The sequence below is a fragment of the Nonomuraea cavernae genome (assembly GCF_040655715.1).
Lineage (GTDB): Bacteria > Actinomycetota > Actinomycetes > Streptosporangiales > Streptosporangiaceae > Nonomuraea > Nonomuraea cavernae_A.
Window position 1 is genome coordinate 1 of sequence record NZ_JBFAKL010000041.1, and the last position, 11,913, is coordinate 11,913.

11 protein-coding genes are annotated in these 11,913 nt (G+C 72.3%); 7 read left to right on the forward strand and 4 right to left on the reverse strand.

Translation table 11 applies throughout. The features are described from left to right. The 4 genes from AB0I38_RS37735 to AB0I38_RS37750 form a co-directional block, all read left to right on the forward strand. Nucleotides 1-1,698: glycoside hydrolase family 6 protein (locus AB0I38_RS37735; protein ID WP_436838821.1), on the forward strand; the 1,698-nt coding region annotated here is incomplete at its 5' end. Nucleotides 1,699-1,907: 209 nt separating this feature from the next. Continuing rightward, nucleotides 1,908-2,501, forward strand: a complete 594-nt coding sequence (locus AB0I38_RS37740; protein WP_358494061.1) for an RNA polymerase sigma factor — start codon at nucleotides 1,908-1,910, stop codon at nucleotides 2,499-2,501. Continuing rightward, nucleotides 2,494-3,324 (forward strand): CU044_5270 family protein, encoded by an 831-nt coding sequence (locus tag AB0I38_RS37745; protein ID WP_358493820.1) that lies wholly within the window; start codon nucleotides 2,494-2,496, stop codon nucleotides 3,322-3,324. Before AB0I38_RS37740 ends, AB0I38_RS37745 begins: the two co-directional genes overlap by 8 nt. Before the next feature lie 186 nt (nucleotides 3,325-3,510). After that, the gene (locus AB0I38_RS37750; RefSeq protein ID WP_358493826.1) at nucleotides 3,511-5,121 is read left to right on the forward strand and encodes a heparinase II/III domain-containing protein; all 1,611 of its coding nucleotides are present in this window, start codon (nucleotides 3,511-3,513) and stop codon (nucleotides 5,119-5,121) included. 61 nt (nucleotides 5,122-5,182) lie between these two features. Here AB0I38_RS37750 and AB0I38_RS37755 read toward each other — a convergent pair whose 3' ends face one another. The 4 genes from AB0I38_RS37755 to AB0I38_RS37770 form a co-directional block, all read right to left on the reverse strand. Next, a complete protein-coding gene (locus AB0I38_RS37755) occupies nucleotides 5,183-5,920 on the reverse strand; it encodes a maleylpyruvate isomerase family mycothiol-dependent enzyme (RefSeq protein WP_358493831.1) in 738 nt (245 codons plus the stop codon). A 254-nt stretch (nucleotides 5,921-6,174) separates the two neighbouring features. Then, nucleotides 6,175-7,293 (reverse strand): magnesium and cobalt transport protein CorA, encoded by a 1,119-nt coding sequence (locus AB0I38_RS37760; RefSeq protein ID WP_358493836.1) that lies wholly within the window; start codon nucleotides 7,291-7,293, stop codon nucleotides 6,175-6,177. 9 nt (nucleotides 7,294-7,302) lie between these two features. Next, nucleotides 7,303-7,770, reverse strand: coding sequence for a nuclear transport factor 2 family protein (locus AB0I38_RS37765; RefSeq protein WP_358493843.1), 468 nt, complete (start codon nucleotides 7,768-7,770; stop codon nucleotides 7,303-7,305). A gap of 4 nt (nucleotides 7,771-7,774) precedes the next feature. Continuing rightward, nucleotides 7,775-8,662 (reverse strand): amidohydrolase family protein, encoded by an 888-nt coding sequence (locus tag AB0I38_RS37770; protein WP_358493847.1) that lies wholly within the window; start codon nucleotides 8,660-8,662, stop codon nucleotides 7,775-7,777. Nucleotides 8,663-8,696: 34 nt separating this feature from the next. Between AB0I38_RS37770 and AB0I38_RS37775 the strand changes: the two genes are divergently transcribed. The 3 genes from AB0I38_RS37775 (at nucleotide 8,697) to AB0I38_RS37785 (ending at nucleotide 11,900) form a co-directional block, all read left to right on the forward strand. After that, a complete protein-coding gene (locus tag AB0I38_RS37775) occupies nucleotides 8,697-9,395 on the forward strand; it encodes a M50 family metallopeptidase (protein WP_358493851.1) in 699 nt (232 codons plus the stop codon). Nucleotides 9,396-9,459: 64 nt separating this feature from the next. Beyond that, a complete protein-coding gene (locus AB0I38_RS37780; RefSeq protein WP_358493855.1) occupies nucleotides 9,460-10,659 on the forward strand; it encodes a hypothetical protein in 1,200 nt (399 codons plus the stop codon). Then, complete coding sequence (locus AB0I38_RS37785) at nucleotides 10,656-11,900, forward strand: hypothetical protein (protein ID WP_358493858.1); 1,245 nt, start codon at nucleotides 10,656-10,658, stop codon at nucleotides 11,898-11,900. Before AB0I38_RS37780 ends, AB0I38_RS37785 begins: the two co-directional genes overlap by 4 nt. Nucleotides 11,901-11,913 lie beyond the last annotated feature (13 nt).

The window sequence follows — 11,913 nt, forward strand, 5'->3', positions numbered from 1 at the left end:
ACCGGAGCCCAATGGACCATCGGCTTCAACGGCACCTACACCACGACCAACACCAACCCCGCCACCTTCGCCATCAACGGCGTCACCTGCGGCGGATCAGGCCCCGGACCCGACCCCGGCCAGCAGGCACTGGTCGTCACCCCCACCGCGCTGACCGTCCCCGAAGGCTCCAGCGCCACCTACTCGGTGCGCCTGCGGACCCAGCCCACGGCGAACGTCACCGTCACCTCCACGGCCGGCAGCGGCGACACCAGCCTGACCATCACCTCCGGCGCGTCGCTGACCTTCACCACGGCCAACTGGAACACCCCGCAGAACGTGACCGTCGCCGCAGCCGAGGACAGTGACACCACCAACGGCACCCGGCCCATCACCGTCGCCTCCACCGGCCTGACCAGCGTCACCGTCACCGCCACCGAAGCCGACAACGACACCGGCGGCGGCACCGGCCACGTGGACAACCCGTACGCGGGGGCCACCGGCTACGTGAACGCCGACTGGTCGGCCAAGGCGTCGGCGGAGCCCGGCGGCTCGGCCGTGGCCAACATCTCGACCGGCGTGTGGATGGACCGCATCGCGGCCATCAACGGCACCACGAGCGGCCGGGGCCTGCGCGCCCACCTGGACGCGGCCGTCACCCAGGACGCCGCCAACGGCAGCGCGCCGCTGACCATCCAGGTCGTCATCTACAACCTGCCCAACCGCGACTGCTCGGCCCTGGCCTCCAACGGCGAGCTCCTCATCGCCCAGAACGGCCTTAACAGGTACAAGACCGAGTACATCGATCCGATCGCCGCCATCATGGCCGACCCCAAGTACGCCGCCCTGCGGATCGTCACCATCGTCGAGATCGACTCCCTGCCCAACCTGATCACCAACCTCGGCTTGGCCAAGTGCCAGGAGGCGCAGTCGTCCGGCGCGTACGTGCAGGGCGTCCAGTACGCGCTGAACAAGCTGCACGCGATCTCGAACGTCTACACCTACCTCGACGCCGCGCACCACGGCTGGATCGGCTGGTCCAGCAACTTCGGCCCGACCGCCGACCTGATCGCCTCGACCGCCCGCGGCACCACGGCCGGCTACGCCAGCATCGACGGGTTCATCACCAACACGGCCAACTACTCGGCCCTGACCGAGCCGCACTTCTCCATCGGTACCACCGTCAACGGCACCTCGGTCCGGCAGTCGACGTGGCTCGACTGGAACGACTACGTCGACGAGCTGACCTTCGCCCAGGCGTTCCGGACGGCCCTGGTGTCCAAGGGCTTCCCGAACACCATCGGCATGCTGATCGACACCTCGCGCAACGGCTGGGGCGGCAGCGCAAGGCCCACCGGTCCCAGCACCTCGACCGACGTGAACACGTTCGTCGACCAGTCCCGCACCGACCGGCGGATCCACGCCGGCAACTGGTGCAACCAGAGCGGCGCCGGCCTCGGCGAGCGTCCGCGCGCCAACCCGGCGACGGGCCTGGACGCCTACGTCTGGATCAAGCCGCCCGGCGAGTCGGACGGCTCCAGCACGGAGATCGCCAACGACGAGGGCAAGGGCTTCGACCGGATGTGCGACCCGACCTACACCGGTAACGACCGCAACGGCAACAACCTGACCGGTTCGCTGCCCAACGCGCCGCTGTCCGGCCACTGGTTCTCCGCCCAGTTCCGGCAGTTGCTGCAGAACGCCAACCCGCCGCTCTGACCTCCCGCTGAGCGCGTACGGCTCCAGCCCGATCCACGGGCTGGAGCCGTTCGGCGTAACCTGGCCGCGCGTTCCGCACGGAAGAACGCCCGGCCGCGTTCGTCCGGCGTGATGCCGCCGTGAAAGCGATCCGGCCCATCGGGGGATAAGAGGTGTCCGCTGATCGCGTCCGGAGGGGAGCACATGTCGGGGGAAGAATCGTGACGGCGATGTCGTGGGCCGCCGGCCCGCCAGGGGAAGCCGTGTCCGCGCGGCGCTCGCTCGCCGACGGCGAGGTGTTCGCCGAGGTGTTCGACGCCTACTTCGGCGAGATCCACGGTTACGTCGCCCAGCGGCTCGGCCCGGACAGCGCCGAGGACGTCGTCGCCGACGTGTTCCTCGTCGCGTTCCGCAAGCGCGCGGCCTACGACCCGGACCGCGCGAGCGTGCGGGCCTGGCTGTACGGGATCGCCACGAAGCTGGTCGGCAAGCATCGCCGCCTGGAGGCCCGGACGCTGCGGGCGCTCGGCCGGCACGGGCCGGACGCCGACGCGCCCGGCCCCGAGGACCGGGTCACGGTACGGGTCAGCGCGCAGAGCCTGCGGCCTGACCTCGCGGCGGCCCTGGCCCAGCTCGACCAGCGCGACCGCGACGTCGTGCTGCTCGTCGCCCTGGCCGGGCTGAGCCACCAGGAGATCGGCACGGCGCTCGGCATCCCGTACGGCACCGTCGGTTCGCGGCTGAACCGGGCCAGGAAGAAGCTGCGCGGCGCCCTGGGCGGCAGCAATCCGATGCACGTCCTGGAGGAGGCCGACCGTGGATGACCTGCAGCGGATCCGCGACCTGTACGGCGACCCGCAGCCCGATCCCACAGCCAAGGTCAGGGTGCGGCAGCGGCTGGCGGCCGAACCGCGGCGCGTCATCCGCAGGCGCCTGTCCTGGACGGCGGCCGTCACCTGCCTCGCCGCGGCGGTGCTCGCGGTGGCGTTCACCCTGCCGTCGCGGGATGGCCTGTCCGGACGGTCGATCCTGCTCGCGGCCGCCTCCACGGCCGCCTCGGGTCCCACGAGCGGAGGAGCGTACTGGCACGTCAGGAAGCTGCGCCCGGAGACAGGGGTCACCGAGCTGTGGGTCGACGGAGACGGCCGGGCCTGGCGCGGGCAGGGGGCGCTGGGTGAGCCGCTCACGGTCACCAGGGTGACCGGGAGGGCGCCCTTCAGCATGGCCGGGCGGGACCTGACCTTGGAGCAGATCCTGCGACTGCCGTCCGACTCCGGCGCGCTGCGCGCGTGGGTGGCCGGGAGCCTGCCCGCGAACTCCGGCGACGGGGTCATGGCCGACGCGCTCAGCGGGCTGCTGTGGAGCAAGCCGTCCCCGCCCGGCGTCCGGGCCGCCGCCTACCGGCTGCTCGCCGACCTGCCGGACGTCCGTTACCTGGGTGGCCGCACCGACCAGCGGGGCCGGCCGGGCGAAGCGTTCGCCTTCACCCCCGGCCCGGGGGTGCGCCGGATCCTGATCATCGACCCGGCCAGCTCACAGGTCCTGTCCTGCGCCGACACCGGCCCGGACGGCACGACCGAACGGCTCGAACTGGTCCTGGACGCCGGCTGGACCGACACGGCCCCACCCGCCCCCACACACCGCTAGCCCCCCGGCGACCCGGCCCGGATGCCGTAACCGGCGAGGCGGGTGACCGCCCGTAGACGCGGTCACACGCGGATGCCCGATGCCCGGGCACGTTCCGCGGCTGGAAGAGCGGCTGGAAGGCCGCGACGCGCCTTCGTTCATCGCACCGCGCGTGGGTTTCGCGCGCCCGGAATCAGGAGCGTTGAGGTGTTCTGGCGTAGCCGATCCGGCCGGGCCATCTGCCTGGCCGACCAGTTTCCCGTGGTCGACGTACCGGAGGTGATGCGCGGCCGGGTCAGGTTCGCCGGCCTGCCGCCCGTGGACCTGGGCACGGACGTCGACTGGCGGTCGAACCCGCACGGGAACCGCTCGTGGGCGCTGAACCTGCACACGCTGCGCTGGGCGGGGCGGCTGGTCGCCGCGTACGAGCGGACCGGCGACCAGGACCTTCTCGACCGGGCCGCCGCGGTCACCCATGACTGGCTGCGTGAGAACCCCCGGGGCGGACCCGGCGTCAGCCCCTGGGCCTGGGCCGAGCACGCGGTCGCGCTGCGCGCCCCGGTGCTCGTCTGCCTCAGCGCGCACGTACGGACTGACCGCCTCTGGGACGGCCTGGCCGAGCACGGCGAGGTCCTGGCCGATTCCGCGTTGTACCGGCAGGGCCACAACCACGGGCTGGACCAGGACATCGGGCTGCTGGTGGTCGGCAGCCGCCTGGGCCGGGACGGGTGGCGCAAGCTGGCGATCCGGCGGATGACCGCCTCGGCCGAACTGTCCATCGACGCGCAGGGCGTGCTGCACGAGCAGGCCCCGAGATACGGCCTCTACGTCCACCGGCGGCTGGGCGTGGCACTGCGCGCGATCGAGGAGAGCGGCGCGCCGGTGCCCACGCGGCTCACCGGCCGCCGCGCCTCGCTCGAGACGTACATCGCGCACGCCACCCAGCCCGACGGCCGTCTGGTGCCCATCGGGGACAGCCCGGCGGGCACCCGCGCGCCCGCCTTCGCGACCGCCTTCGGGCACGGCGAGCCGGTGGTGAAGGTGTTCGACGGCGGTTACGTCTTCGGCCGAACCTCCTGGGGCGACCCGCGGTCCGCCTACTATTCGGTCAGGTTCGGGCCGGGACGGCGGTTGCACGGGCACGAGGACCACCTCGGTGTCACCTACCACGCGCACGGCCGGAACATCCTGGTCGAGGCCGGTTTTCACTCCTACGAGAAGACCGCCTACGCCGAGTGGACCCGCTCACCCGAGGCGCACAACGTTCCGATCGTGGTGGGTGCCGGGTTCCGGCCGGGCACGCCCACCCGCCTGACCGGCTCCACCCTGAGCCCTTCGCGGCAGACCTTCCGGCTCACCGACGACGCCTACGGCGTGTGCCGTACCCGCGAGATCCCGGTCGAGCACGGGCCCGACCTGATGACCGTGCTGGACTCGGTCCCCGCCGGGTCCGCGTCGCGCAGCCGCTGGCACTTCGACCCGTCGCTCCGGCCGGTCTCCCATCGCGACGGCGTGGTGGTCCTCGGCGACGGCGACTGGCGCGTGACCCTCCTCCACCTCGCGCTCCCATCAGCCGGCCTGGCTGGCCCGGCCGGTGGGCAGACGGTGGGCAACAGCACCATCTCGACCGGATATCTGCGGACGGCCGAGGCGGTGACCGTGTCGTCTCCGGAGGCGCCCCGGCTGCTGACCGTGATCGTGCCCGGAGCGGCGGACGCGCGGGTCTCGATCGTGGACGGGGTGATCACCGTGCACACGCCCGGTGGGCCGGTCATGCTCCCGTGGCCCGTTCAGCCGCCGTACGACCAGCCGGGGTAGGGGTGGGCGGCGAGGTCCCGGGTCCGGGTCCGGGTCCGGTCCCCGTCGGCGAACCGCCGGTCTAGAGCCAGCGGCCGACGGGCGGCGCGGCCGGATCGGGGGCCGGGCCGCGCCCGGTGACCCAGGCCGCCAGCCGCGCGGCGGTACCGCGTACCTCGCACGGGACGCCCGGCTCGTCCGGCGGGCCGGTGGGCGGCGGCACGCTCACCGCCCAGGAGCGTTGCCTGTCGTCCGGCCGGAGCACCAGTCCGGGCCCCTGCCCGCGGCGCTCCCACAGCCCGGTCACGTCCGTGAGCAGCGCGTCCACGAAGTCGGGCGGGAAGTCCTCGAACCGGCCGCCCGAATCCAGGTCCACCGCGTGCACCCACACCTCGCGGGCGCGCATCCAGATGATCTCCGACGCCGGCACCAGGCGGCCCCGCGCGGTGCGCACCCGCTCGGCCAGGTCGGACTCGCTCAGCGCGGCGAGGTCCGACCGCAGCTCGGCCGCCGTCCGCTCCGCCAGCTCGGTGAGCGCGGCTGGCGACAACCGGGCCAGCTCCTCGATCTCGGCCTCGCGCGCTCCGCCCCTGGCGTACATCGGGGTCTCCTCCCCCGTATGCGCCCAGTGCACGAGCCTGCCCAGAGCGCGCGCGTTGGAGGCGACGTGCGCCACCAGGTGGCGGCCCGTCCAGCCCGGCAGCAGGCTCGGCCGGTCGAGGTCGCAGCCGCGCAGCCGGGCGGCGAAGTAGGAGCTGCCCTCCTCCAGCCAGCGCAGGCGGGCGGCCTCCCGAACGGCGGCGCGGGGCCGGTCAGGCACCGCGGCGCCCCGTGCCGACCAGCTCGCCGATCTCCACCGCATGGTCGCCGTCCACCCGCGCGGCGGTCGTACGGCGGGGCAGTCGCGGAGTCACGAACTTCACGCGCGCTCCTCTCGATGGGCGTCCCAGGCTTTCCCCTCGAACCTCCAGTAAAACGTACGACGCGACCGCTACCGAGATGTGGGCCAGTGCTCCGATCTTCAGGCCGAGGTGGGCATCGATCTGGGGCTGACGCACTTCGCCGGGGAGCGCGTCAAAGCCAGTCGCGGCCCTTGAAGACCAGGTAGAGCACCAGGCAGACGGCCCCCATGAGGACGATCGCGAACGGGTAGCCGAACGACCAGTGAGTCTCGGGCATGACGTCGAAGTTCATCCCGTAGATGGTGCCGACCAGCGTCGGCGCGAACAGGATGGCCGCCCAGGCGGAGATCTTCTTGACCTCCTCGCCCTGCTGGATGCTGGCCTCGGTCATCTTGGCCATCTCGGAGTTCTGGGCCTGGGTCACCAGCGTCGAGTTGACCAGCAGGATGTTCTGCAGCATCTGGCGGAACCCGGCCAGCCGCTCGTTCACGGTGATGACGTGGTCGGCCACGTCGCGCAGGTAGCTCTGCAGCTCCTTGTTGACGCCGTACTTGTCGGCCCCGGCGATGAAGCCGTCGATCATCCGCGCCAGCGGCGCCGTGGCCCGCTGGAACTCGATCACCTCGCCCGACAGCTGGTAGACGCGCCGCGAGACCGCCGGGTCGCCGCCGAACACCTGCGCCTCGATCTCCTCGATGTCCTTCTGCAGCCCGGCCACCACCGGGGCGTAGCCGTCGACCACGGCGTCGAGGACGGCGTACAGCACGGCCTGCGGGCCCTGCCGCAGCAGCTCGGGGTCGGACTCCATGCGCTTGCGGACGGCCTGCAGGTCGGGCGCCTCGGCGTGCCGTACGGTGAGCACGAAGTTGGGGCCGACGAAGACGTGCAGCTCGCCGAACGCGACCTGCTCGACGTCGTCGAGGTAGTCGGCCGCGCGCAGCACCACGAACAACGTGTCGCCGTAGCGGTCGTACTTCGGCCGCTGCGAGCCGACGACGGCGTCCTCCAGCGCCAGCTCGTGCAGCTCGAACTCCTCCGCGAGCTGCGCCAGCTCCCACTCCTGCGGCCGGTAGAGGCCGATCCAGGCGAGGCCGTCCGGCGTCTGCTTGAGGCGTTCGAAGGCGTCGGCGAGCGACTGGGGGGTGTCGACGCGCCGGCCGTCCTGGTAGATCGCGTTGTCGATGACGGTCGGCCGGCTGGGGGCCTCGTCGGTGGCGCGGGGGTCCATCGAGTGCTCGGGTGCTTTCTCACGGCTGGAGCCGCCTTGCCGGAAGCCCTTCGTCCGTGCCATACAGCTCCTCTACGTTAACTTGTCGAGCTCGTGTGTCGCCCGGTCGCGGATGGTCTTGCGCCACATCGGCGTCCAGCCGAAAAGCAGGCCGTGCGGCCTGCCGAGGGCCATCCGGGACCAGCGTTTGAAATCGAAGTCGTCGTGGTGGCGGACGATCAGGTCGTCCTCGAACCTGAACAGCACGTCGACCTCGTTGACCACCTCGCGTCCGGTGCTCAAGAAGACGTACCGGACGGTCCAGTGGGCGCTGCCGCTGCGGTCGTCGGCCGTCACGGCACTGTAGTCGGACCTGAGACCGTCACGAACCCCGAGCTGCAGTCGCCACATCGCCATGACCCTGTCGCGCCCCTCGACCTCCTGGAAGATCGGGTCGCCATAGCTCACCTCGGGGTGGTAGCAGCGCTCCATGGCGGCGTAGTCGACGCGCCCCAGAGCTTCATAGAAGGCGCCTATCAGCGCCACGTGCCGATCGTTCACCCTCCTATGAGACCATGGCCACGCCGTTGTGCCAGCAGACGGCCCTCACCCAGTCGTCGCCGAGACCGAGCCGGTCGAGCGCCCGCAGCTGGTGCGCGTACGCGTGCGGAATCGTCGGGAAGTCGCTGCCCAGCACCACCTTCCCCGCCAGCCCCAAATCGAACAAAGCGGGCCGCAACCGCGCCGGAAACGGCATGTCGCGCTCGGCGAAGTCGGTGAAGGCCATCGTGGTGTCCAGCGCCACCCGCTCATAGCGGGCGGCCAGGTCGAAGAACGGGTCGTACTCCGGCATGCCCAGGTGGGCGATCACCACCCGGAGCCGGGGATGCCTGCGCAGCACCTCGCCGATCGGCTCGGGCCCGATGTGGCCGCCGGGCACCGGCACCGAGCTGGCGTGCACGATCACCGGCAGGCCCGACTCGGCCAGCAGCCCCCAGATCTCGTCGAGCTCCTCCGCCCGCGGATCGAACCCGCCCACCTGGAGATGCACCTTGAAGATCCGCGCCCCGTCCGCCAGCGCCCGCCGCACGTAGCCGGCGGCTCCGGGCTCGGGGTAGAAGGTCGCCGACGGCAGGCAGCCCGGGGTGCGGCGGGCGAAGTCCAGGGTCCAGTCGTTCAGATCGGCGGCCATGTCCGGCCGGTGCGCGTAGGCGAGCGCGGGGAACGACCGCACGCCCAGCTCGCGCAGCCGGGCGACGCGCTGCTCCACCGGCCACTGGTACTCGATCTTCCAGCCACCGCCCATGAGCGGGCCGCCGTGCTCGAAGTGGTGCCAGACCCTGCGCTCCATCCGCTCGGGCAGGAAGTGGACGTGCAGGTCGATCAGGCCGGGCAGGCCCAGTGATCGCCACCACTCCGGCACTCCGGCATCAGAATCGGATTCTGTGAGCACAGCCGAGACTTTACCCGGATAGGGTTTTCTCCTGATGGACAAGCTCTGGGCCCACCTGATCGAGGTTCAACCCGCCCCCGACCCGTGGGTCGTGGTGATCTCGGCACTCGCCGCGCTCGTGATCGTCTCCTTCCGCACCTCCTGGCAGCTGTCCCGAGGGCTGATCACGATCGCGCACGAGGGCGGCCACGCGCTGATGGCGCTGCTCACCCGGCGCAAACTCGAAGGCATCCGGCTCCACTCCGACACCTCGGGCGTGACGCTGACCCGGGGCAGGCCCAACGGCCCCGGCATGGTGCTGACCGCGCTCGCCGGCTACCTCGCGCCGTCGCTGCTCGGGCTCGCCGCCGCCTTGCTGACCGAGCAGGGCCGCATCACGCTGCTGATCTGGGTCGTGCTGCTCTTCCTCGTCTGCATGCTGCTGCTGATCCGCAATCTGTACGGCGCGCTGATCCTGCTGGCGACCGGCGGCGCGGTGTTCGCCCTGTCGATGTACGCGCCGAACGAGGTGCAGCAGGCGGCGGCCCTGGCCGCGGTCTGGTTCCTGCTGCTCGGCGGGGTGCGGCCGATCGTCGAGCTGCAACGCAAGCGCCGCAGGCGCGAGGCCCGCGACTCCGACGCCGACCAGCTGGCCCGGCTGACGTTCCTGCCCGGCGGCTTCTACGTGTTCTTCTTCCTGCTGGTGGCGTGCGCCTCGGTGGTGGCCGGGGCCTACCTGATGAATCCGCTCTGACCACTGGCGGGCTTGCGCGCTGCGCGGTCCAGGATTGTCGGTGCGAAGCCTTACCTTAGAGCCCGTGCCCGAACAGCCTCTGACTCTCGACGCCGCCCTCTCGGAGGAGGCGGTGCTGTCGACCTACCGCCGGATGTTCGCCGCGCTGGCCCGCGACAGCGGCGCGGTCGTCGACGATCCCGCCCTGGTCGACATCGCCGAGACGCTGTTCGCGGCGTTCGCCGAGGCGGGCGAGGAGTGGCTGACGCACGAGCAGATGCGCTTCGCCTGCCGCGCCTATCCGGGTGACCAGTTCGACAACCGGCTGCGCGTGCTCAAGGGGCTGGGCGCGATCCGCGAGGTGTTCCCCAAGCCCAACCAGTTGCGCTACCGGGCGTCGTTCACCAGCGTGGTCGGGCTGATGTTCATCCGCCGGATGATGGACGACGGCGGCCAGTCCGAGATGCACCGGCTGCTGGCCCTCGAAGACCTCAACGTCGCCGATCCCCGCACCACCATGGACGAAGCCCGGCAGAGCGCCGCCAACCTGGCCCGCGCGTTCCGGCTGTGGGCGCTGGAGCTGATCACGCTCACCATGGGCACCATCGAGGAGCTGCGCGAGCAGGCGCCCAAGCTGTGGGGCACCGAGGAGATCGCCCGCCGGGCGCAGAGCCTGCACGGCACGATCCTGACCCGCTGGCCCGAGCTCGACCGGGTCTGCACCGACCTGCGCTCGGCCATCTACGCCTACAGCGACGCCTCCCGGCGCGCGGCCGGCCGGCTGGCCGACTCGGCGGGCACCACCCGCAACCTGACGCTGCTCCCGACGGAGACGTGGCGCACGTTCACCCAGACGGCGTCCAAGGAGCGGCTCGCCTCGGTGCTCGACGACTTCGTCTTCGACGCCCCGGCGCCCTGGCACGACCCGGCGGCGATCGCCCGCGCGGTCGACGAGGCGCCGCGCCCGGCTCCGGCGCAGCCCACTCCCCCGCGTTCCACGCTGCCCGACCCCGGCCCCGAGGGCTCGCTCGACTCCTCTCCCGGCGCCGCGGTCGAACGCCTCGCCGCCGTCGCGGAGTCCCTGCTGGGGGCGTCGTCACGGGTGGCCCTGACCGACGTGCTGGCGTCCGACTGGCCGTCCGCGCGCCGCCTGCTCGCCGACCTGACCTCCGTCGATCTGCGTCCCGAGCTGCCCTACCGGCTGGTGTGGTCCGACGACCTCACCATCGATCCGGCGCGCCGGCCCGCGTGGCTGTCCCACGGACACCTGGAGCGCACCCCGTGACCGTCCCCGAATCCTCCGCGCCCTCGCCCGTCCGGGACACGGCGCCGCAGGGGCAGGCCAAGGCGCATGTGCGGGCGCGTTCGGGCGGTCCGCTCCGGCTGGGCGCCGGGGAGCCGGCGCCCGCGGGCATGCTCCGGCTCACGCGTTCCGACTCCAGCGGCGAGGCACTGCCGGTGTGGCCCGACGGGGCGACGCCGTCGCTGCTGGACGAATACCAGGTGGCGCCCGTCCCGGTGGAGCGCTCCGGTGAGACCCGGCGGGTGCTCGCGGCGTGCCTCACCTGCTGCTGGCCCGACCTGTCAGTGGATCCGTGGCCCGGCGAGCCCGCTCCGGTCGAGCTGGTGCTCGACACCTACCGGACGCTGATCGGGCGGAGCGACGACCTCATGCGCAACTGGGCGATCGGGGCGCTGCGCCGGTTGCACGACTCCGCGTGGATCGTCATGTCCGACGGCCTCGTCTCGCTCGGGCCCCGGTGCGCGCTGTGGCCGGTGGAGTCGCACGCGCAGCTCAAGGAGCTCGTACGCCGCATTCCCCAGCCTGAGCGGAGCGAGCTGACCGTGGTGGCCGACGCCGACCTGGTGGCCGCGGATCACACGGCTCCGGCGCTCGGAGGGCGGGTCGAGGAGGACGCCGCGGAGTTCGGTGACCTGCTCGACGGCTACGACGAGCGGCGGCGGGCCGAGCTGGTCGCGGCGTTCATGGCGGTGGAGCACGCCGCCGAGCCCGTGCAGGAGGCCCGGTTCGGAGCGCTGCGCGATCCCGCGTTGCGGCACACGCTGGGCGAGATGCTGGCCCGGCGCGGGCGCACGCTGATCCAGCACAGGGAGCGCTGGATCTCGGGCTACGACGATGGCGCCGCCGGGGCGGGCGCCCGGCTGGGCGAGGGCGAGCGGGCGGTGCTGACCCTGGTGCTGGTGCACTCGGTGGCGATCCCCCGGGCGGAGGGCCTGCTGCCCGAGGACACCTGGGCGTCGCCGCATCCCACGCCGGCCGAGGAGCTTCGCCGCCACACCCAGCTGCCGATCGGCGAGCTGGAGGCGGCGCTGCGCAGGCTGCGCCACGCCGGCCTGCTGACGCAGGTGAAGGCCGGCGAGGAGGCGGGTGGCTACGTGCCTGGCCCACAGTTCCACCGGCTCACTCCGGTGGCGCGGCGGCGGTTGCAGGAGGAGCTGATCCTGGCGGCCGGGCCGCACACGCCGCTGGCCGCGGCCGTGCGCGCGCGGCGAACAACCAGGTGACCGGCCGCGCGGC